This window comes from Ruegeria sp. N4, from assembly GCF_056531425.1.
The window spans coordinates 14,908-35,632 of record NZ_JBQFLT010000016.1 but is presented as its reverse complement, the minus strand read 5'-3'; the positions used below and the strand labels follow the sequence as shown (position 1 = coordinate 35,632).

Genomic DNA, 20,725 nt, shown 5'->3' with positions numbered 1-20,725 from the left:
AAACAGGAGGCACAATGTCCTGGTCAGAACTGCATTTCGTCGAGGCCGGTAAGCTTGAAATTGCTTATCATGAGTTCGGTCCAACCGATGGTAAGCCGGTCATTCTGCTGCACGGCTTTCCCTATGACGTGCGCTCTTACGATCCGGTTGCACCGGATCTCGCCGGACAGGGGTTTCGGTGTTTTGTGCCGTACTTGCGCGGCTACGGTCGAACGCGGTTTCTGTCCCCCGACACGATGCGTTCAGGGCAACAGGCAGCAATCGCCGCTGATTTGCTGGCCTTCATGGATGCGCTGAGGATCGAACGTGCAACGCTTGGCGGCTATGACTGGGGTGGCCGGGCCGCCTGCATTGTGGCCGCGCTTTGGCCGGAACGCGTCAGTGGTTTGGTCAGTTGCGGCGATGGCTACAACATTCAGGACATTCCAAACGCATGGAAACCGGCATCGCCCGAGAAAGAAGCCCGTTACTGGTATCAGTATTATTTCCACACCGACCGCGGGCGTACGGGTCTGATTCAGCAGCGGTATGATCTGTGCCGCCACATATGGTCCCTTTGGTCGCCCAGTTGGGCGTTCGATGAAGTGACGTTTGCAACCACCGCCGCATCATTCGAAAACCCCGATTTCGTGGACATCGTGCTGCATTCCTACCAACACCGCTATGGCGGGGTTTCGGGTGACCCCGATTACAACGAGATCGAGCAGCTTTTGACCGGGCAACCCGACATCACGGTCCCCAGTATTGTTTTGTTGGGGCGCGACGATGGGGTTGAGCCTCCGTCTGACGAAGACCTCGATCAGCGCCACTTTATCGGCCCATACCAGCGCCGGATCATCGACGGAGTCGGCCACAATCTGCCGCAGGAAGCCCCGCAGGCGTTTGCGGCGGCGATCTCAGATTTGCGGGCCACGGCTGACTGAACGGATTCTGGTGGCGGGCGGTCAGTTTCTGACGGGCAAGCCGCGCGCAAAGCTGGTTCTGTCACCCCTGCCCCTCGACCAGTGCCTTCAGGTTGGTTAATCCGCGCTCATAATCTCCGCCGACCCAGCCATCCATCATCAGCCCCATCCAGCGCGTCATCGGGTTCAGGCCCAGATCGGATGTGAATCCCCAAGTGACCTGCGTCTGCCCGCCTTCGGGTTGCAGGGTAAACGACGCCGTAGCCGTGCCCATCGGGCCGAAATCCAGCGCTGTCTGGACGCTCTGGTTCTCAACACTCTCTACAATTTCTTGCGAGCCGGTACCAACCTGCGGGTGGTCCGACGCCCAGTTCAGAGTATTGCCGACACCCGACGCTGGCCCCGAATAGGACAGCTGGGTTTCGGGATCACGGTGCAGCCAGGGCGACCATTGCTCGGTCTCTTGCATGGAGTTCACATAAGGAAAGATCGCCTCGGGCGGAGCATCGATGGTGATGCTGCGGGACACTTCGGCTTTGCCGGGCAGCAGGTAAGAGATGCCCACAAGCGCCAGAACAAGCACGATCAGGCTCAGAACAATGCGTTTAATCCATTTCATAATATGCTCCGGAGATTGCGATCAATGACCTAAGCATACCGGAATACAACTGAAAACCAGACCCTGAACTGCACCTGATGCCTGCGCTGGCGGTTCGGCGCTGTCAGACCGGCACGAATCTCTTCTGGTGCGGATCGAAACACTCCAGCCCGCCCGCACCGATATCCGTCCAGAGCCCGTGCAGGCTGAGCGTGTCGTCTTCGACCGCTGACGCCACAAATGGGAAGGTCATCAGGTTCTCCAGCGACGCCACAACCGCCTGCCGTTCGAACTGGCGGGCCTGGTCGGCGCTGTCTTCGATATCTGCGACCAGATCATATTTGGGCTTCAGGATGTCCATCCAGCGGCCCACAAAGCTTTCCTTGGCCTCAAGTTGCGGGGCCTGCCCCTTGCACATGTCGATACAGCCCTGCACACCGCCGCATTGCGAATGCCCCAACACGATCAGATGCGCCACTTTCAGGGCCGTCACGGCGTATTCGATAGCGGCACTTGTACCATGATGGTCGCCGTCGGGCGCGTAAGGCGGGACAAGATTGGCGATATTGCGGTGAATGAAGAACTCACCCTGGTCCGCCCCGAAGATCGAAGTCACATGCACCCGGCTGTCGCAGCAGGAAATCACCATGGCGCGGGGGCGCTGCCCCTCATCCGCCAGACGCCGATACCAGACCTGATTTTCGGAATATGTCGTCGCCTTCCAGCCGTGATACCGTTTCACCAGATAGGTTGGCAAAGGTTTGGCTATATCCATTTCGGTGTTCCTGTCTTCAATTGCTTAGGCCGCTGTAAACTGAATTCAAGGAAAATTCGAGCCATTATCCGAACTCCGCGCAAGGATTTGCAAAGAATTTCCCGCCAAACATCAGGCCTACGCCGTGGGGGCGACTGAACTAGGGTGAATGTGGTGGATAAGATACTCACACTTGAACATAAGGAAACCGTGCGACTGGACCCGGATCGCCTCAGCGGGCTGTACCGGCAACTGGGCGACAAGAACGCGTTGGATGTGCTGTGCCGCACGGTCGAGGAACTGGCCGTGCGCCTGTCGAATTGCGAACGGTTCTGGCGGCAGCGCGATTGGGAGAACCTGCGCAAATGCGCGAAATCGCTGGTGGCGATCGCCGATCAGGTCGGGATGACCGCACTGGCGCGGGTTGCGGGCGACGTGGCAGGCGCGGTCGATGCCGGGGATGCGGTGGCGGCGGGTGCAACGCTGGGGCGGCTGATCCGCGTGGGTGAGCGATCGTTGACCGCCGTTTGGGATCAGCAGGACCTTTCCGTCTGACGGGGGTTGCGGGCGGGTCGCAGGTGGCTAGTCTGGGCGCAAATTCAATCAGCCGAGACGCCCATGACCCTAAGCTTTGCCCCGCCCTCTGACGTTTCTGTTCCGCTGCATGTGCTTTGTCAATCAGATCTGGACGGATGGCTTCAGGACCAGCCGGATCATGTTCGTGATTGGGTGAAGGTGAACGGGTTCACCGGTGCAATAGGTCAGGCGCTTTTGGTGCCGGGCAAGGATGGCCGGGCCGGGTTTGCGCTGGCGGGCTATGGAACGCAGGCCAAACGCGCCCGCAAACGGTTCCCTCTGGCCGCCGCTGCCGAGGCGCTGCCCGAAGGCACGTATCACCTCGGGTCCGATGTCCCGCCCGATCAGTTGGAGATGGAGTGTCTGGGCTGGCTGCTGACCAGCTATGCGTTTGACCGCTATGCCAGCCAATCCCCGGCCAAGGCGCGTCTGGTCGCGCCGGATACTGTAGATGCCGCGCGGCTTGAGGCGATGGCCAATGCCGAGGCGCTGACCCGCGATCTGGTCAACACTCCGGCCTCGGACATGGGGCCCGGCCAGTTGCAACAGGCGGCGGAAGCGCTGGCGCAGGAATTCGGGGCGACATGCAGCACCATCACCGGTGATGCGCTGCTGGAGCAGAATTTTCCGATGATCCACGCGGTTGGCCGCGCAGCGGATCAGGCCCCGCGCCTGATCGAGATGAGCTGGGGCAGCAAAGGGCCCATGCTGACGCTGGTCGGCAAAGGTGTGTGTTTCGATACGGGCGGTTTGAACCTGAAACCCGGCGCATCGATGGGTCTGATGAAGAAGGATATGGGCGGCGCGGCGAATGTGCTGGGGCTGGCCCGGATGATCATGGAGCTGAATCTGCCGCTGCAGCTGCGGGTGCTGATCCCGGCGGTTGAAAATGCGGTGGCGGGCAACGCCTTCCGCCCCGGTGACATCCTGACCTCGCGCAAGGGTCTGACGGTCGAGATCAACAACACCGATGCCGAGGGGCGGCTGGTGCTGGCCGAAGCGCTTGCGCTGGCGGATGAGGGGCAGCCGGATCTGGTGATCTCGATGGCAACCCTGACAGGGGCTGCGCGCGTGGCCGTTGGTCCGGATCTGGCCCCGTTCTATACGGATGACGATCAGGCGGCGGTGGCCCTGACGCAGGCCGCGCAACGCTCGGCCGATCCGGTCTGGCGGATGCCGTTCCATACACCTTATGAGGCGATGATCGAGCCTGGGATTGCCGATCTGGACAACGCCCCCACGGGCGGGTTCGCGGGATCCATCACCGCCGCCCTGTTCCTGCGCCGCTTTGTTGAGGACAGCGCCTATATGCATTTTGACATCTATGCGTGGCAGCCCAGCAAGTCACCCGGCCGCAGCAAAGGCGGTTTGGGCCAGGGTCCGCGCGCCCTGCTGAACGCCCTGCCGGAGATGTTGGGCCTATGACCCGCCTGCGCGTCATCCAGCCCGTCATTGACCTGCTGCGCAGTCCCGATGGTGCGCGTGACCGGCAATTACTGTTCGGGGACACCGTGCAGGTTGCCAAAGAACAAGACGGGTGGAGCCGGATTACCGCAGACAAGGACACCTATTCTGGCTGGGTTCGTTCAGCCCAATTGGGCCCCGAGGTGCCGCAAACCCACAGGATCACCGCCCCCGCAACCCACGCCTATGAACAGGCGGATATGAAAACCCGCGATCTGGCTTCGCTGAGTTTCGGCAGCACGGTGCAGGCCCTGTCGAAGACCGACAGGTTTCTGGAAACCGAATTGGGGTTCATTCCTGCGGTCCACACCGCGCCGGTTTCGGACATTCAAACCGACCCGGTGACAGTGGCCGAGCTGTTTCTGGGCACGCCCTATCTGTGGGGCGGCAACAGCCGGTTCGGGATCGACTGTTCCGGGCTGGTTCAGGCCGGGTTGCTGGCTTGCGGTATCGCGTGTCCGGGTGACAGTGGCGATCAGGAGCAGGCAGTTGGCACTGCGCTACCTGAGGGCACACCGCCCCAACGCGGCGACCTGCTGTTCTGGAAGGGCCATGTGGCATGGGTTTCAGGGCCGAACATGCTGTTGCATGCGAACGCGTATCACATGGCAGTGGCCTATGAGCCTATGGATCAGGCAATCGCCCGCATTCTGGCCCAAGGCGACGGACCTGTGACAGCCCATAAAAGGCTCTAATCCGGGGAAACCGAGCGGATCAGCTTACGCTCCAGCACCCTCAGCACAGTGCGCAGATCATGGCCGCGTTTCAGGATACGTCCGTCCATACCGACAACCGAGTACATCCCTTGTTTCTGCCGCAGGCGTGGGTGCTTTTCGATGCGATAGATCGGGTGCTCCGCCGTGCGCCGGAAAATCGAGAAAATCGCCATGTCACACAGGTTGGAAATTCCGTAGTCGCGCCATTCTCCGGCGGCGACCATCCGGCCGTATACGGACAGGATATGGGACATCTCGCGCCGGTCGAACGCGACGGGCATCTGGGCCGAGTTTGCAGAAAACCGGCTGGGAGGCTGCATGTTCATACCCCAAGCCTTGCCGGAAATTGCGCCCGAATCAAGCCTGTTGCGCTGCTATGCTTCAATTCGTCAAAAGGTGTTACCGGCGTCCGACCTGTCGGCAAATCAGGATGACGGGCAGCAATCCGACGGCCAGAATGACCAATGAGGGCACCGCCGCGCCCTCAAGCCGTTCGTCCGACGCCAACCGGTACGCCTGCACCGCCAGCGTATCAAAGTTGAAAGGCCGCATGATCAGTGTCGCGGGCAGTTCCTTCATCACATCGACAAAGACGATCAGCAATGCAGTCAGCAGCGATGGCGTCAGAATGGGCAGATGCACCCGCCGCAGAGTGCCCAAGGGCGTTTGCCCCAGGGATCGCGCGGCGGCGTCCATATTGGCGTGAACCGTGCTCTGCCCGCCTTCATACGCGCTCAGCGCTGCTGCCAGAAACCGCACCATGTAGGCCGCAACCAACAACCAGATCGAGCCGGTGACCAGCAGGCCGGTTGAGATATCAAACGTCTGGCGCATCCACGCATCGAGCGCGTTGTCGAAGGCAGCAAAGGGGACGATCAGCCCAACCGCGATCACCCCACCCGGAACCGCGTAACCAAGACGCGAGATATAAGCCGCACCTGACGAGGCGCGACCGGGGCGAAGGCGCTGAAAAAACCCGACGCTGATGGCGGCAGACACGGTGACAACCGCTGCGGTCCCCGCAAGGATCAGTGAGTTGCGGATGAACCCGAGATAACGCTCCGACAGCAGGTTCTGCTCGGATTCCATTCCCATCTCAACAAGAATGATCACCGGCAGCAGAAACCCGAACAGCACCGGGACAGCGCATAGAACAAAGGCACCGACAGCGCGCCAGCCGGTCAGATGTGCGGCGGGCTGCGCTGCGTGCTGCTTGCCCGCCTGATAGTATTTTGCCTTGCCCCGCTGCGTGCGTTCAGCCACTGCCATGACCAAAGCAAAGGTCAAAAGGCATAAGGCCAGTTGCGCGGCACCCGCGCGATCGGCCAGCGAAAACCAACTGGTATAGATACCCGTCGCAAAGGTCTGGACACCGAAATAGGACACGGTGCCAAAATCCGCGATGGTCTCCATCACCGCCAACAGCACGCCGCCCGCAATCGCCGGGCGCGCCATCGGCAGAGACACGCGCCGAAACGCGAGCCATGGGTTGTTGCCCAACGCACGCGCCGCCAGAAAGGCGGTTGCGCTTTGCTGCAAAAAGGCCGCGCGGGCCAGCAGGTAGACATACGGATACAGCACAAGGATCAGCATCGCCGCCGCACCCTCGGTCGAGCGGATCTCGGGGAACCAGTAATCGCGCGGGCCCCACCCCGTTACATCGCGCAGGGTGGATTGCACGATCCCCGGATGATCCAGAATAAAGGTATAGGCATAGGCCAGCACATATGCCGGAAAGGCCAGCGGCAGAACCAGCGCAATCTCAAGCAAGCGTACGCCGGGAAACCGGGTCATCGTGACCAGCCACGCGGCCCCGGTGCCAATGCTGAACGTACCCGCAGCGACCAAAACAACCAGGATGAGCGTGGTCACCGTGTACCGGGGCAGCACCGTCTCGGCCAGATGCGCAATCGTGTCGGTCCCGCCGGTCAGCGCCGCCAGAACAACGGCCACCATCGGCAACAGGCAGGCCGCTGCAACCACATAGGCCAGCCCGGCCAAAAGCCGGGTGCCGCGTACGCCGCGGTTCCGCGATCCGTTTTCAGAATAGTCGATCTGGGTCATCCGGCGTCTTCAGAATGCTCTGAGTGTCCTTTTCGACTAAAATCGTCGGGATTGCCAGCACCAATACAGCTAACTACCGCTCCCGAGTTTGCTCAATCCCCCATTCGTGACTTGTACGTGATAAGGGATTCCAGACTTGCTGCCGGACAACGCTTCTGTTCGGCTGAGGCATTACGCCAAGATTGGATATGCAATGCCCTGCCGAGTTTTTCTGACCATGTCGATATTAGCGCTGGCGGGCTTTCCAGTGCGGGCAGAAACAATCGTCGACACCGAATTCGCGAAAGCATGCTTGGTAGCAGAGGATGAGACTTTGGAAAATTCGACCCTAAACTGGCAAAAGATCAGATTTCTGGAAGAATTGGACTATTGCTTGATCGCCGTCGCCCAGCACCTGTCGAGCCCAAACAAACTGATCAGTTGGATGAAGGCCAGCGGCTTCCATGTGTCCAATCCTATTGCCTATTCGCGAAAAATTATGTGGGCATCATATAAGTACGACGGAGAGGGAGTTTTGATCAACGGTCGCATTCCAAAGAGGGAATTTCAGTGGAGCATTCACCCTTTGAGAACTTTCGGCGCCTACAGCCTACATTCCGGGATATTGCTTAGGAACAATGGCCATCCGGAATTGGTAACCAGCGTTCTGAACACCAAGTGAGTTCGTCAAACGTAAGGCGAAGAAAACCTCGCCTTACGCGGGTGTCATTCATAAACCCGCTGATCCTCGATCACCAAACCGTCTTTCGGCAGCGATCCGGGGGCGACAACCTCGATGGCGCCTTTCAGTTTCAGCACCTCGGCGACCGATTTGGCATAGGCCGTGTCATCCCCGCCCGGGCTTTCGATCTGGACGGTCATGGTGTCCATCTCACCCTGACGGGCGGCGATCACGCGGGCTTTGACGATCTCGTCGTGTTTTTCGACCAGAGCCGCCACCTGTTCGGGCCGCACGAACATGCCCTTGATCTTGGTGGTCTGATCGGCACGGCCCATCCAGCCCTTGATCCGCATATTGGTCCGACCGCAGGGCGAGACGCCGGGCATCAGCGCCGACAGGTCTCCGGTCGCGAACCGGATCAGGGGATAGTCGGGGTTCAGCGAGGTCACGACAACCTCACCCACTTCACCAATGGCCACAGGAATGCCGGTTCCGGGGGTCACGATCTCGACGATGACATGCTCGTCAATGATCATTCCTTCCATCGCAGCGCTTTCATAGGCGACATTGCCCAGATCAGCCGTGGCATAGCATTGCAGGCAGGAAATCCCGCGATCCGCATATTCCTGACGTAGCGACGGGAACAGCGCACCGCCCCCCACTGCCGCCTTCGAGAAGTTCAGCGCAACGCCCATCGCGTCCGCCTTGTCCAGAATGACCTTCAGATAGTCCGGCGTGCCCGCATAAGCGGTGCATCCGACATCGCGCGCCGCTGTGACCTGCAATTCGGTCTGGCCGGTTCCGGCGGGCAGAACCGCGGCGCCAACCGCACGTGCGCCGTTTTCAAAGATCATGCCCGCAGGTGTCAGGTGATAGCCGAAACAGTTCTGAACGATATCGCCAGCCCCAACACCCACTGCGTTCAGGAACCGCCCCATGCGCCACCAATCGTGATCGGTGCTGCCCGGCTCGTAAATCGGGCCGGGGGATTGGAACACGTGATGAAAGTGCCGCGCCGGTTTCACCGTGAAGCCGCCAAAAGGCGGACGACTGGCTTGCGCGCGGGTCAGGTCCGATTTGCGCAGCACTGGCAACATGGGCAGATCATCCGCAGATTCCACCTTATTAGTGTCTTTTCCTGCCAGATGCGCCGTAAAGCCCGGAGAAGATTTCGCCCGTTCCAGCTGCGCGCGCAAAGCGGCGGCCTGATCCGAGGCGCGTTCGTCGGCTGAGCGCGTTTCGAGTGTGTCGAAATAGGTCATCGCCATATCCTCCATCAGATCACAACCACCGCTTGCGGCGACGGTACGAGCGGACGTCGCGAAAGCTCTTGCGGCCTTCCTCCGACATGCCAAGGTAGAATTCTTTCACATCCGGGTTCTCGCGCAGCTCGGCGGCGGGGCCGTCCATCACCACGCGGCCCGATTCCAGAATGTAGCCGTAATGGGCAAAGCGCAGCGCCACATTGGTGTTCTGTTCGGCCAGTAGGAAAGACACGCCCTCTTTTTCGTTCAAATCCTTCACGATGCCGAAAATCTCTTCGACCAGCTGCGGCGCAAGACCCATCGAGGGTTCGTCCAGCAGGATCGTCTCGGGTCGTGACATCAGCGCCCGGCCCATCGCCACCATCTGCTGTTCCCCACCCGAGGTATAACCGGCTTGAGATTTGCGGCGTTCTTTCAGACGGGGGAAATAACTATAGACCAGTTCCAGATCCTGTTGGATCGCGGCATTGCCGTCTTTACGGGTATAGGCCCCGGTCAACAGGTTTTCCTCGACCGTCAGGTGTTCGAAACAGTGGCGGCCTTCCATCACTTGGATGACGCCTTTTTCCACCAAATCGGCGGGGTCGCTTTCATGCACGCTTTGGCCGCGATATTTGATCGAGCCCTTGGTGACCTCGCCCCGTTCCGAATGCAGCAGGTTCGATACAGCTTTCAGCGTTGTTGTCTTACCCGCACCATTGCCACCCAGCAAAGCCGTGATGCCGCCCTTGGGCACGGTCAGGCTGACGCCTTTCAGCACAAGGATCACATGGTTGTAGATCACCTCGATATTGTTGACCTCAAGCAGGGTTTCTGCCTGCACTTCGGTGGTGTGTGCCGCATCAAGCATCAGCGCGTGTCCTCGTGCCTGCCCCCGAAGGGGCTGTTCGTGAGGAGCGGCAGTGCAACCGCCGCTCCGGATTTTCAGCGCCCCGGATCAGGACCGGGACAGGGGGTCGCTTATTCGCAGCGCCCTTCGATGTTGTTTTCGGCGGCATAAGCGGCCGAGTCTTCCTCGATCAGCGCGTTGATGACCTCGACATCGGTGGGCTTGAAGTCCTGAACCGAATTCCAGGTACCTGCGGCGGCATCCCACTGCACGACGCCGACCAGGCCGGGGCCACCATGGTTGTCACAGCTGACCGAGAATTCAGGCCCGAAGCCCGACATGCCCAAGCCTTCCATCTTGGCGCTGGTGATTTCCAGTGCCTCCATGCCATCACGCATCATCGACGCGTCGATTTCAGCAGTTCCGTGCATGTCCTGCGCAGTCTTCACCGCCTCGGCAGCCAGCATCGCAGCATAGAGACCACGGTTGTACTGAACCGTACCAAGCTGATCACCTGCGCCTGCGGCTTTGCCCGCATCGACGACATATTTCTGCAGGTCGTCATAGACCGGATAGTCCATGCCGAGACCGGTGAAGGTCAGCGCCTTGTAGCCAGTGGCTTTATCACCCGCAGGTTCCACGTCGAATTCAGCGCCAGACCACCAGACGCCGATGAAGTTTTCCATCGGGAAGCGGATATTGGCGGCCTCTTGTACGGCAACCTGGTTCATCACGCCCCAGCCCCACATGATCACATAATCGGGCTTTTCACGGCGGATCTGCAGCCACTGCGACTTTTGCTCTTGCCCCGGATGGTCAACGGGCAGCAGGGTCAGGTCATAGCCATGCTTTTCGGCCAGTGTTTCCAGCGTGCGGATCGGTTCCTTGCCGTAAGCCGAGTTGTGATAGACCAGCGCAATTTTCTTGCCGTTCAGGTCACCGCCATTCTCGTCCAGCAGATAGTTGATCGCGCCCGAAGCACCGTTCCAGTAGTTGGCAGGGTAGTTGAACACATGGCTGAACACTTTGCCGTTGGCGGCCGAGGTCCGGCCATAGCCCATCGTGTGCAGCGGGATGCCATCTGCAGTCACTTTGGGGATCAGCTGATAGGTGATACCGGTCGACAGCGGCTGATACACCAACGCGCCTTCGCCCTTGGTAGACTCATAGCATTCCACACCTTTTTCGGTGTTATAGCCGGTTTCACATTCCAGAACGCGGGCCGGAACACCGCCGATCCCACCGTCCCGCTCGTTCAGCAGGGTAAAGTAGTCAGCATAGCCATCCGCAAACGGGATACCACCCGCCGCATAAGGTCCCGTCCGATAGCTGAGTGACGGGAACACGAGGTCGGCCATGACCGGACCTGCGGCCATCACAGCGCCCAGCGCCAGGGTTGCCAGTTTCTTGTTCATCGGGTGTCTCCTCCCTTGGTTGGTCCGATGTTGGTTTCGGGCTTTCCGCCCGTCTTTTTGATTGGGCCAGCCCCTTAGTGCGGGAACGGCCAGAGTCTGAGTTTCTCTTTCGCCACGCGCCACAGCTGCGCCAGCCCGTGCGGTTCAAGGATCAGGAACGTGATAATCAGCGCGCCCACGATCACAAGGTTCAGGTGCGCCACAATATCCGTGGGCCAGCCCAGCACATCGACGCCAACCACCTTCAACACAACCGGCAGCAGCACAAGGAAGGCCGCGCCTGCAAAAGACCCAAAAATCGACCCTAACCCGCCGATAATCACCATGAACAGCACCAGGAATGACTTCTGGATGCCAAAGACTTCGCCCACTTCGACCGCGCCCAGATAGACCGCAAAGAACAGCGCACCCGCGATGCCGACAAAGAAAGAACTGATGGCAAAGGCGCTGATCTTGGCCTTGAGCGGGTTCACCCCGATAATCTCGGCCGCGATATCCATGTCGCGGATCGCCATCCAGGTGCGCCCCGTGGTGCCGCGCGTCAGGTTGCGGGCGATGATCGCGGACACAGTCAGGAAGATCAGGCAGAACAGATAGGTGGCCCAGGCCGGAGCATTGGGTCCGGTGATGATGATCCCGAACACGTCCCGCTCGGGCGCGTTGATCTGGCCCGAGGCCGAGTAATTGTAGAACCACGGCACCCGGTTGAACAGCCACACCAGAAAGAACTGCGCCGCCAGCGTGGCTACCGCCAGATAGAACCCTTTGATCCGCAGGCTTGGCAGACCGAACAGCACACCGACAATGGCGGTGATCCCGCCCGCAAGCAGCACATGGACGAACATGCTGACATCGGGAAAGGCGGTCATCAGCTTGTAGCAGGCATAAGCCCCCACAGCCATGAACCCGCCGGTACCCAACGACACCTGCCCGCAATAGCCCACCAGAATGTTCAGCCCGATGGCCGCAATGGCATAGATCAGGAACGGCAGCAGCAGCGCGTTGGCCCAGTAATCGTTGATGATGAACGGAATGATTCCGAACGCCACCGCCAGCACAACATAGTACCGATACCGGTCGAACTTGATCGGGAAAGTCTGGCTGTCAGCGACATAGGAGGTTTTGAAATCTCCGGCCTCACGATAGAACATATCTTACTTTCCCCATTCTTCCTGCGCCCGGTTCCGGGTCGCGGCGTCCAGTTGTTTTGATCCCTTGGCGTATCCGCTCGCCTCGGACGAACGCACCAGTTTCATGTAGGCCATGATGCCCGTGACCAGCCCGGCAAAGGCCAGGATCGCTGCGACCACCAACTGAGCGTCCGTCAGGCCTTCGGCGGTGATGGCGATATAGCCAAAAGCCCAGAAGCCAGCCCATGCGATCACGTTGATGATGGCGATCAGCTTTTGCACGGCCTACACCCTCTCAATGATCTTCTCGCCGAACAGACCCTGCGGCCGGAAGACAAGGAAGATCAGCGCCAGCACATAAGCAAACCAGTTCTCGGTCGCGCCACCCAATGCGGGGCCCAGCGCAAACTCGAACAGCTTCTCGCCCACGCCGATGATCAGCCCGCCAACGATGGCCCCGGGGATCGAGGTGAACCCGCCCAGCATCAGCACCGGCAACGCCTTGAGCGCGATCAGGCTCAGCGAGAACTGCACGCCCGACTTGGTGCCCCACATGATCCCCGCGACCAGCGCCACGAACCCGGCCACCGACCAGACCATGACCCAGATGAAGTTCAGCGAAATCCCCACCGACAGCGCCGCCTGATGGTCATCAGCCACCGCGCGCATCGCCCGGCCTTGCTTGGTGTACTGGCTGAACGCAACCAGCGCGGCCACCAACAGCGCGGCAATGACCGTTGCCACAATATCCAGATTGTCGATGAAAAAGCCGTAGTCGAAGATGTTAAAGGTGGTCTCGTCAATCCACAGGTTGATACCCTGCGGCAGCCCCACATCCAGCGTCTTGATCTCGGACCCCCACATCAGGTCGGCCACACCTTCGAGGAAATAGGCCAGACCGATTGTGGCCATGAACAGGATGATCGGTTCCTGCCCGACCAGATGGCGCATGACGAACCGTTGCACCGCCCAGGCCAGCAACACCATCACTGCCATGGTCAGAATAACCGCAAGCAGCGCGGGCACGTTCCAGCCGAAATAATGGATATGCGTGCCGAAAATCGCGTTGATCAGATGCGCAAACGGCACCTGTCCGTTCATGATCCCCACCAGCGTCATCGCCGCAAACAGGGCCATAACCCCTTGGGCATAATTGAAAATCCCCGACGCCTTGTAGATCAGCACAAAGCCCAGCGCGACCAGAGCATAAAGCACCCCGGCCATCAGACCGTTGAGGATGACCTCCATCGCAAAAACGAGTTGTTCAGGCATGCTCGCCTCCCCAAATATCTGCCCGGATATCAGTCATGGCTGACCCCCAGATAAGCGTCGATGACTTCCTGATTGTTGCGCACCTCGTCCGGTGTGCCGTCGCCGATCTTCTTGCCGTAATCCATCACGACCACCCGGTCGCTCAGGTCCATAACCACGCCCATATCATGCTCGATCAGGGCAATGGTGGTGCCGAACTCGTCATTCACGTCGAGGATAAAGCGGCTCATATCCTCTTTCTCTTCGACATTCATCCCGGCCATCGGTTCGTCCAGCAGCAGCAGTTTGGGCTCTGCGGCCAGCGCGCGGGCCAGTTCGACGCGCTTTTTCAAACCGTAAGGCAGGCGCGCGACGGGTGTCTTGCGGATGTGCTGGATTTCCAGAAAATCGATGATCTTTTCCACGGCCTCGCGGTTTTCGGTCTCTTCCGCTTCGGCCTTGCCCTTCCACAGCGCCTGTTGAAGGATGTTGGTTTTCATATAGTTCAACCGCCCGGTCATGACGTTGTCCAGCACGCTCATGCCTTCGAACAGGGCGATGTTCTGGAACGTCCGCGCGATCCCCTGCCGCGCCACCTCATAGGGGCGCATCGGCGGGCGTTTTGCGCCGTGAAACCAGACCTCGCCTTCCTGCGGGACATAAAAGCCCGAAATCACGTTCAGCATCGAGGATTTACCCGCCCCGTTCGGCCCGATGATGGCGCGGATTTCACCCTCGCGAATGTCGAACGAGATATCCTTGATCGCCACCACACCGCCGAAACGCAGGGTGATGTTCTTCATCTCCATCACCACACCGCCGATCTTGCGGCCGTCTTCGGTGACATATCCTTCGGAACTATCCAGCATCAGTCACTCCCTGACACAAAAAACGGGACGGCGGGCGGGGCGATGACCGCAGGTCGAGCGGCGCTCGAACGGCCCTCATTCCGCCGCCACCTTATGCTGTGCGACCGGCACAACCGGCGCGTCGACAATCTCCAGCGTGGCGCTGATCGAGCCCTTGCGACCGTCCTCATACGTCACCTCGGTGGTGGTCGAGACCGACTGGGATCCGTCATAAAGCGCATCGATGATGTCCTGGAATTTCTCTTCCACGAACCGGCGGCGCACCTTGCGGGTCCGGGTCATCTCACCATCATCCGCATCCAGCTCCTTGTGCAGCACCACAAAGCGATGGACCTGACAGCCCGACAGCATCTCATCGGCGGCAACGGATTTGTTCACCGCTTCCACATGGGCCTTGATCGTCTCTAACACACGGGGATGTCCCGCCAGTTCCTGATAGGACGCATAGGCCACATTGTTGCGCTCTGCCCAGTTGCCTACCGCTGTCAGGTCGATATTGATGAAGGCGACGCAGCGATCCTTGCCGTTGCCGAACAGCACGACCTCAAGAATGTCGGGATAGAATTTCAGCTTGTTCTCGACATATTTCGGCGCAAACATCGACCCGTCGGCCATCTTGCCCACATCCTTGGCGCGGTCGATGATCCGCAGATGGCCGCTGCCTTCCTCGATGAACCCCGCATCCCCGGTGGCCACCCAGCCTTCGGCATCCTTGGTCGAGGCTGTTGAATCCGGGTTGTTGTAATATTCAACAAACACCCCGGGCGAGCGATAGTGGATTTCGCCGCTGTCGTCGATTTTCAACTCGACATCCGGCGCAGGCACACCGACCGTATCGGCGCGAACTTCCCCATCCGGCTGAACGGTGATGAACACCGTCGCTTCGGTCTGGCCATAAAGCTGTTTCAGGTTGATCCCAAGCGAGCGGTAGAAATCGAAAATCTCCGGCCCGATCGCCTCACCGGCGGTGTACCCCACACGGAACCGGCCATAGCCCAGCGTGTCCTTGAGCGGTCCATAGACCAGCAGATTACCCAGCGCGTATTTCAGCTTGTCACCAAAACCCACCGGCTTGCCGTCCAGCAGCAAGCCACCAACCTTCTTGGCATGGGCCATGAAGTGATGGAACATGCGCTGCTTCAGCTTGCCGGCATCCTCCATCCGGATCATCACATTGGTCAGCTGGGTTTCAAACACGCGCGGCGGGGCGAAGAAATAGGTCGGCCCGATCTCGCGCAGATCGGTCATCATCGTGTCGGCGCTTTCGGGGCAGTTCACGCAGAAGGCACACCAATAGGCCTGACCAACGGAAAAGATGAAATCGCCCACCCAGGCCATTGGCAGATAAGACAGGATGTCTTCGTTCCGGGTCAGATGATCGAATTCGGCCGAGTTCTTGGCGCTTTCGATCACGTTCCGGTTCGACAGCACCACGCCCTTGGGCTTGCCGGTGGTGCCGGAGGTATAAAGCATCACGCAGGTGTCGTCATAGGTGATCGCGGCGATACGCTTGTCCAGTTCCGCATCAAACCGCGCGTGACCGGCGCTGCCCTCGGCCATGATGTCCTCAAGCGCGTTCATCTGGGAATGGTCGTATTTCCGCATCCCCCGCTTGTCGGTATAGAGGATGTGTTTGACCTGATGCACGTTTTCCTGAATTTCGATGACCTTGTCGACCTGCTCCTGATCGCCGCAGACAACGTATTTCGCGCCGCAATGTTCCAGCACATAGGCCATCTCTTCGGCGACCGAGTCCTGATACAGCGGCACAGGTACCGCGCCGACCATCTGCGCGGCAACCATTGACCAGTAATGCGCCGGACGGTTGCGGCCTATGACGGCGATATGGTCGCCCTTTTCGACGCCCAGTTCCAGAAAGCCCAGCGCGATGGCGCGGATTTCCCGCGCGGCCTCGGCCCAGGTCCAGCATTGCCAGATCCCGAATTCCTTTTCGCGGTAAGCCGGGGCATCCCCGAACTGCGTGACATTGCGGTGTAACAGCGCCGGAAGGGACTGCATCCCCTCAGCGCCCGACTGCGTCTGAGCCAATCTTCCTCTCCTCCCCATCCGGCCCCTCCTCCGGGCCGGAAATGGCGGGTCCGGGTCGTTGCCCGAACACCTGCGCCCCGATAAGGGACGGTTGCACGATCAGCGTCAACTTTTTCCTGATGTTTTCTCAATTCTTACGAATTGTAACAGGAGTCGTGCCGTCAATCCGGGTGACCTTGGCAACGCCCTTCTTCCCAACGCCTGCAAGCAATGCTATGTGGCCCGTCAAGCTCTTTGGCGATGGCGTCGCCAGAGGTAAATCAGCGACAAACCCCATATCCTGTACGCCGGGACTTTCAATCAGGAGATTGAGGGCCCCGTCCTGATCTCCGCCACAACAGGAGACAGCCATGGCCTGGTCCCCCGACAAAACCGAAGTCAAAAGCTGGAATGAATGGGACACCCTGCGCCACGTCATCGTGGGCCGCGCGGATGATTGTCACATTCCGCCCGAGGAACCCGCGCTGGACGCCAAGGTGCCCGAGGACAGCGACATGCGTGGCCAGTGGGGCCGCCGCCCTCAGGAAACCATCGACCGGGCCAATGAGCTGCTGGACAATTTCGCCGATCAACTGCGCAAGCGCGGTATTCGTGTGGATCGCCCGACGTCGATTGACCATTCGCAACCGGCCACCACTCCGGATTTTCACACCGAAAGCCAGTTCGGTTGTATGCCCCCGCGCGATGTGCTGCTGACCGTCGGACACGAAATCCTCGAAGCGACGATGTCCTACCGCTGCCGCTGGTTCGAATATCTGAACTATCGCCCCCTGATGCAGCAATATTGGGACGAAGACCCCAATTTCCGCCACGAGGCCGCGCCCAAGCCACGCCTGACCGATGCGGATTATCACCCTGACTATCTCAGCGACAAGATCGGCGTCGAAAAGCGCCTGCAATGGGCGGCCGAGAAGTTCTTTGTCACCACCGAAGAAGAGCCTCTGTTCGACGCCGCCGACGTGCTGCGTTTTGGCCGCGATCTGGTGGTCCAGCATGGGTTTACCACCAACCTCAAGGGGATCGAATGGCTGCGCCGTCACTTCCCCGATCACCGCGTCCACACGGTGAACTTCCCCGGTGACCCCTATCCGATCCATATCGACGCGACATTTACGCCGCTGCGCCCCGGCCTGATCCTGAACAACCCGCAGCGCCGCCTGCCCGAAGACCAGCGCGGCATGTTCGAGAAGAACGGCTGGGAGATCGTGGACGCCGCCCAACCCGCCCACAACACGCCGCCGCCGCTGTGCTATTCCTCGACCTGGCTGTCGATGAACGTGCTGGTGCTGGACCCGAAAACCGTCTGCGTCGAAAAATCCGAGGTCTATCAGGCCGAACAGATGGACAAGCTGGGCATGGAAGTGGTCGAGGTCGACCTACGCGACGCCTACGCCTTTGGCGGCGGTCTGCATTGCTGCACGGCAGACGTCTACCGCGACGGCGAATGCGAGGATTACTTCCCGAATATGTAAGGTGTTCGGATTGAAGACAGGGTGCCCGGGTTATGCTCGGGCATCTGCATTCTGTCTAAGAAGACGATGCTGCTTAGGTGTTGTGGGAATGGAAGCAATGAGCCCAAAGTGTTCGCTCTGGAGTTTCAGGAGCGAGTGGCAGGCATCAGCCAATTGCTTGCATTCGTTCACGTCGCTACGTTTATCCTGTTTATTGAGTTGGGAGGGGTTTATCTAATGCAACGACTGCCAACCATGTTGATGCTACTACCACTGTATTTCGCGGTTCCGGCGGCGGCTGACGCACCCAAGGGATTTAAGGAGGCAACATTTCAAGGAAGTAGCCCCAGAGTAAATGGGAGCGAAGTTGTTTTCACGCTTTTGCCAGGTCAATGCAGTTCAAAAGAGTATGGCGATGGACGTGGAGAAAGCGATTGCAAAAATGGAAACATCCGATCACGGATCAATGCCAAAAAACATGCCAAGCTTGGTCAAACTTTAGAATACAGTTTGGAATTTTGGATACAGCCCGGGTTTAAGAACAACAAAGGTGGTTTGCCTCGAAGCAAACTTACGCTGATGGAGTGGCAGCGCATTAACACAACAAAGAACCACATCTATGTGTTGCACCTTGATTCGTCGGGTGGTGCTAAATTTGAAGATAAAACGTGTTTCTCGCCGGCTCATTTCGGTCGATGGGTGACATTTAAGATGCGTGTCAAATGGTCTAAAAGCGATGACGGGTTCATGGAAGTGTTCTGTGACGGAAATCGCATCTTTGCGCTGAAAGGTCAGAATGCAATCCCTCCCGCTTGCGGAACCAAAGCGAAACAACAATGCCATTTAGACAAAATGGACTTGCGTCCCCCGATACAGTGGCAAGTGGGTCCAAAGCTGAATGGTTACGGGACTGTCTACAAGCAGAACGGGAAAAAGTCGCCGTTTCGCCCTTGGCCGAAGAATGGTTTGACGATGAAAGTACGTAACCTGTACTACGGTCGTCCCAAGAAGTGAGTTACCTCAAAGACATCGAGATATCCAAAGTGTGGACGGCGGCTTTGTCCGCACAGCGGACAATTGACCACGACCTCGTCACCAACCCGCAACTACAACCAATCCCGCAGGATCGGAATCAACGGCACATCTGCCGCAGGCATCGGATAGTTGCGCAGGTCGTTGGCCCGCACCCATTTCAGCGCCTGACCTTCCTTGGATTGCGGAATCCCCTCCCATTTGCGGCAGGCGAACAGGGGCATCAGCAGGTGGAAATCGTCATAGCTGTGGCTGGCGAAGGTCAGCGGTGCCAGGCACGAGGCCCAGGTGTCGATGCCCAGTTCCTCGTGCAATTCGCGGATCAGCGCGGCCTCGGGGATTTCGCCGGGTTCGATCTTGCCGCCCGGAAACTCCCACAGACCGGCCATGGATTTGCCCTCGGGGCGTTGGGCCAGCAGAACCCGGCCCTCGATGTCAATCAGGGCCACAGCAGACACTAACAAGGTCTTCACGAGCGATAATCCGCGTTGATCTCGATATAGCCGTGGGTCAGATCGCAGGTCCAGACGGTGGATTGCCCCGCGCCCAGCCCCAGATCGACGGCAATCACCAGATCCTGACCCTTCATATAGGCGGCGGCGTCATCCTCGCGGTAATCGGGGCTGACCCAGCCTTTTTCGGCCACCAGAATGTCCCCAAAAGAAATGCTCAGCAGATCACGATCCGCTGCCGCGCCGGATTTGCCGATGGCCATGACGATGCGGCCCCAGTTCGGGTCTTCGCCCGCGATGGCGGTTTTCACCAGCGGAGAGTTGGCAATCGCCAGCCCATGCACCTTGGCGTCTGTGTCCGAGGCGGCTCCGGTTACACGAATTTCTACGAATTTCGTGGCCCCCTCACCGTCGCGCACCACTTGCTGGGCCAGATCCAGCATCACGCCTTCCAGCGCTTCGGCAAATGCCGCGTTGTCGGTGGCATCGACACCCGAAGCCCCGGTTGCACACAGCAGCAGACTATCCGAGGTCGAGGTATCGCTGTCCACGGTGATGCAGTTGAACGTCCGGTCCGTCTGCGCGCTCAGTATCGCCTGCAGCGCAGATTGGTCCACCTGCGCATCGGTGAAGATGTAAACCAGCATGGTCGCCATATCCGGCGCGATCATGCCGGAACCCTTCGCAATCCCCGCAATAGAGACTGTTTTGCCGTCAATCTCGACCTGCGCCGATGCCCCTTTCGGGAAGGTATCCGTGGTCATGATCGCGCGCGCGGCGTCTTCGACGGCGTGGCGGCTGAGGCCCGATTTCAGCGTCTCAAGCTGGGCCACGATACGCTCATGCGGCAGGGGTTCCCCGATCACGCCGGTGGACGAGGTAAAGACCCGCCCAACTGGGACGCCGGTGGCATCCGCAACGGCCTGCGTCACCTCGGAAACCGAGGTCTGGCCGTAATGCCCGGTAAACGCGTTGGCATTGCCTGAGTTCACAAGGATCGCCGCCGGGCCGTCGCTTGGCCCGCCGATCTTGTCCTGACAATCCAGCACCGGCGCTGCGCGGGTGGCCGATTTGGTGAATACGCCTGCCACAGATGTTCCGGGGTCCAGCACGGCCAACATGACATCCGTGCGACCCTGATAGCGCACACCTGCCGCGACGGTGGCAAAGCGCACACCGTCAATTGCAGGCAGATCGGGGAAACTGGCCGGGGCCAGCGGCGAAACCTTGGTGATCGTGGCCACGGC

21 protein-coding genes are annotated in these 20,725 nt (G+C 59.4%); 7 read left to right on the top strand and 14 right to left on the bottom strand.

What is annotated here, in order from left to right; translation table 11 throughout:
* Positions 1-14 precede the first annotated feature (14 nt).
* Complete coding sequence (locus ACR0LW_RS19515) at positions 15-923, top strand: alpha/beta fold hydrolase (protein WP_480872995.1); 909 nt, start codon at positions 15-17, stop codon at positions 921-923.
* Between the two features lie 61 nt (positions 924-984).
* Here ACR0LW_RS19515 and ACR0LW_RS19510 read toward each other — a convergent pair whose 3' ends face one another.
* Together ACR0LW_RS19510 and ACR0LW_RS19505 are read right to left on the bottom strand one after the other, a co-directional pair.
* Positions 985-1,521: an SRPBCC family protein gene (locus ACR0LW_RS19510; protein WP_170453430.1), complete on the bottom strand. Its 537-nt coding sequence runs from the start codon at positions 1,519-1,521 to the stop codon at positions 985-987.
* Positions 1,522-1,624: 103 nt separating this feature from the next.
* A complete protein-coding gene (locus ACR0LW_RS19505) occupies positions 1,625-2,275 on the bottom strand; it encodes a carbonic anhydrase (protein WP_170453429.1) in 651 nt (216 codons plus the stop codon).
* Positions 2,276-2,419: 144 nt separating this feature from the next.
* On the opposite strand from ACR0LW_RS19505, the gene ACR0LW_RS19500 reads away from it, so the two are divergent.
* The 3 genes from ACR0LW_RS19500 (at position 2,420) to ACR0LW_RS19490 (ending at position 4,989) form a co-directional block, all read left to right on the top strand.
* Positions 2,420-2,809, top strand: a complete 390-nt coding sequence (locus ACR0LW_RS19500) for a hypothetical protein (protein WP_170623426.1) — start codon at positions 2,420-2,422, stop codon at positions 2,807-2,809.
* Positions 2,810-2,872: 63 nt separating this feature from the next.
* A complete protein-coding gene (locus tag ACR0LW_RS19495) occupies positions 2,873-4,255 on the top strand; it encodes a leucyl aminopeptidase family protein (protein ID WP_480884007.1) in 1,383 nt (460 codons plus the stop codon).
* Entirely contained in the window at positions 4,252-4,989 is a 738-nt protein-coding gene (locus tag ACR0LW_RS19490; RefSeq protein WP_480884005.1) for a C40 family peptidase, read from the top strand. Before ACR0LW_RS19495 ends, ACR0LW_RS19490 begins: the two co-directional genes overlap by 4 nt.
* On the opposite strand, the gene ACR0LW_RS19485 is transcribed toward ACR0LW_RS19490, so the two are convergent.
* Entirely contained in the window at positions 4,986-5,336 is a 351-nt protein-coding gene (locus ACR0LW_RS19485) for a DUF2794 domain-containing protein (protein ID WP_170521016.1), read from the bottom strand. The two genes, ACR0LW_RS19490 and ACR0LW_RS19485, sit on opposite strands and share 4 nt — an antisense overlap.
* Before the next feature lie 73 nt (positions 5,337-5,409).
* The gene (locus tag ACR0LW_RS19480) at positions 5,410-7,074 is read right to left on the bottom strand and encodes an ABC transporter permease (protein ID WP_480583421.1); all 1,665 of its coding nucleotides are present in this window, start codon (positions 7,072-7,074) and stop codon (positions 5,410-5,412) included.
* 136 nt (positions 7,075-7,210) lie between these two features.
* Between ACR0LW_RS19480 and ACR0LW_RS19475 the strand changes: the two genes are divergently transcribed.
* Entirely contained in the window at positions 7,211-7,735 is a 525-nt protein-coding gene (locus ACR0LW_RS19475) for a hypothetical protein (protein WP_480583418.1), read from the top strand.
* Between the two features lie 44 nt (positions 7,736-7,779).
* Here the strand turns inward: ACR0LW_RS19475 and ACR0LW_RS19470 are convergent, their stop codons facing one another.
* The 8 genes from ACR0LW_RS19470 to ACR0LW_RS19435 form a co-directional block, all read right to left on the bottom strand.
* Positions 7,780-8,997 (bottom strand): acyl-CoA synthetase family protein, encoded by a 1,218-nt coding sequence (locus ACR0LW_RS19470; RefSeq protein ID WP_170453423.1) that lies wholly within the window; start codon positions 8,995-8,997, stop codon positions 7,780-7,782.
* Between the two features lie 19 nt (positions 8,998-9,016).
* Positions 9,017-9,850, bottom strand: coding sequence for an ABC transporter ATP-binding protein (locus tag ACR0LW_RS19465; RefSeq protein WP_170453422.1), 834 nt, complete (start codon positions 9,848-9,850; stop codon positions 9,017-9,019).
* 110 nt (positions 9,851-9,960) lie between these two features.
* On the bottom strand, positions 9,961-11,244 hold the full coding sequence (locus ACR0LW_RS19460) for an ABC transporter substrate-binding protein (protein WP_480884001.1): 1,284 nt from the start codon (positions 11,242-11,244) through the stop codon (positions 9,961-9,963).
* A 74-nt stretch (positions 11,245-11,318) separates the two neighbouring features.
* Positions 11,319-12,395, bottom strand: a complete 1,077-nt coding sequence (locus ACR0LW_RS19455) for a branched-chain amino acid ABC transporter permease (protein ID WP_480883999.1) — start codon at positions 12,393-12,395, stop codon at positions 11,319-11,321.
* A gap of 3 nt (positions 12,396-12,398) precedes the next feature.
* Positions 12,399-12,656, bottom strand: a complete 258-nt coding sequence (locus ACR0LW_RS19450; RefSeq protein ID WP_170453419.1) for a hypothetical protein — start codon at positions 12,654-12,656, stop codon at positions 12,399-12,401.
* 3 nt (positions 12,657-12,659) lie between these two features.
* The gene (locus ACR0LW_RS19445) at positions 12,660-13,646 is read right to left on the bottom strand and encodes a branched-chain amino acid ABC transporter permease (protein WP_170453418.1); all 987 of its coding nucleotides are present in this window, start codon (positions 13,644-13,646) and stop codon (positions 12,660-12,662) included.
* Positions 13,647-13,675: 29 nt separating this feature from the next.
* A complete protein-coding gene (locus ACR0LW_RS19440) occupies positions 13,676-14,494 on the bottom strand; it encodes an ABC transporter ATP-binding protein (RefSeq protein ID WP_170453417.1) in 819 nt (272 codons plus the stop codon).
* 75 nt (positions 14,495-14,569) lie between these two features.
* On the bottom strand, positions 14,570-16,513 hold the full coding sequence (locus ACR0LW_RS19435; protein WP_480884087.1) for an AMP-binding protein: 1,944 nt from the start codon (positions 16,511-16,513) through the stop codon (positions 14,570-14,572).
* A gap of 380 nt (positions 16,514-16,893) precedes the next feature.
* Here ACR0LW_RS19435 and ACR0LW_RS19430 point away from each other — a divergent pair, with 380 nt between their 5' ends.
* Both ACR0LW_RS19430 and ACR0LW_RS19425 read left to right on the top strand, forming a co-directional pair.
* A complete protein-coding gene (locus ACR0LW_RS19430; RefSeq protein ID WP_170631477.1) occupies positions 16,894-18,015 on the top strand; it encodes an amidinotransferase domain-containing protein in 1,122 nt (373 codons plus the stop codon).
* Between the two features lie 108 nt (positions 18,016-18,123).
* A complete protein-coding gene (locus ACR0LW_RS19425) occupies positions 18,124-19,008 on the top strand; it encodes a heparin lyase I family protein (RefSeq protein ID WP_480883996.1) in 885 nt (294 codons plus the stop codon).
* 92 nt (positions 19,009-19,100) lie between these two features.
* On the opposite strand, the gene ACR0LW_RS19420 is transcribed toward ACR0LW_RS19425, so the two are convergent.
* Together ACR0LW_RS19420 and argJ are read right to left on the bottom strand one after the other, a co-directional pair.
* The gene (locus ACR0LW_RS19420; RefSeq protein ID WP_480883994.1) at positions 19,101-19,499 is read right to left on the bottom strand and encodes a (deoxy)nucleoside triphosphate pyrophosphohydrolase; all 399 of its coding nucleotides are present in this window, start codon (positions 19,497-19,499) and stop codon (positions 19,101-19,103) included.
* Positions 19,496-20,722, bottom strand: coding sequence for a bifunctional glutamate N-acetyltransferase/amino-acid acetyltransferase ArgJ (gene argJ / locus ACR0LW_RS19415; protein ID WP_480883992.1), 1,227 nt, complete (start codon positions 20,720-20,722; stop codon positions 19,496-19,498). Before argJ ends, ACR0LW_RS19420 begins: the two co-directional genes overlap by 4 nt.
* Positions 20,723-20,725: the final 3 nt, after the last annotated feature.

Excerpts from the sequence above, each read along its gene's own strand:
- ACR0LW_RS19485 (WP_170521016.1), bottom strand. The coding sequence starts at position 5,336 with ATGAACATGCAGCCTCCCAGCCGGTTTTCTGCAAACTCGGCCCAGATG.
- ACR0LW_RS19505 (WP_170453429.1), bottom strand. The coding sequence starts at position 2,275 with ATGGATATAGCCAAACCTTTGCCAACCTATCTGGTGAAACGGTATCAC.
- ACR0LW_RS19435 (WP_480884087.1), bottom strand. The coding sequence starts at position 16,513 with ATGCAGTCCCTTCCGGCGCTGTTACACCGCAATGTCACGCAGTTCGGG.
- ACR0LW_RS19515 (WP_480872995.1), top strand. The coding sequence starts at position 15 with ATGTCCTGGTCAGAACTGCATTTCGTCGAGGCCGGTAAGCTTGAAATT.
- ACR0LW_RS19480 (WP_480583421.1), bottom strand. The coding sequence starts at position 7,074 with ATGACCCAGATCGACTATTCTGAAAACGGATCGCGGAACCGCGGCGTA.
- ACR0LW_RS19490 (WP_480884005.1), top strand. The coding sequence starts at position 4,252 with ATGACCCGCCTGCGCGTCATCCAGCCCGTCATTGACCTGCTGCGCAGT.
- ACR0LW_RS19445 (WP_170453418.1), bottom strand. The coding sequence starts at position 13,646 with ATGCCTGAACAACTCGTTTTTGCGATGGAGGTCATCCTCAACGGTCTG.
- ACR0LW_RS19460 (WP_480884001.1), bottom strand. The coding sequence starts at position 11,244 with ATGAACAAGAAACTGGCAACCCTGGCGCTGGGCGCTGTGATGGCCGCA.
- ACR0LW_RS19465 (WP_170453422.1), bottom strand. The coding sequence starts at position 9,850 with ATGCTTGATGCGGCACACACCACCGAAGTGCAGGCAGAAACCCTGCTT.
- ACR0LW_RS19470 (WP_170453423.1), bottom strand. The coding sequence starts at position 8,997 with ATGACCTATTTCGACACACTCGAAACGCGCTCAGCCGACGAACGCGCC.
- ACR0LW_RS19440 (WP_170453417.1), bottom strand. The coding sequence starts at position 14,494 with ATGCTGGATAGTTCCGAAGGATATGTCACCGAAGACGGCCGCAAGATC.
- ACR0LW_RS19430 (WP_170631477.1), top strand. The coding sequence starts at position 16,894 with ATGGCCTGGTCCCCCGACAAAACCGAAGTCAAAAGCTGGAATGAATGG.
- ACR0LW_RS19495 (WP_480884007.1), top strand. The coding sequence starts at position 2,873 with ATGACCCTAAGCTTTGCCCCGCCCTCTGACGTTTCTGTTCCGCTGCAT.
- ACR0LW_RS19510 (WP_170453430.1), bottom strand. The coding sequence starts at position 1,521 with ATGAAATGGATTAAACGCATTGTTCTGAGCCTGATCGTGCTTGTTCTG.
- ACR0LW_RS19455 (WP_480883999.1), bottom strand. The coding sequence starts at position 12,395 with ATGTTCTATCGTGAGGCCGGAGATTTCAAAACCTCCTATGTCGCTGAC.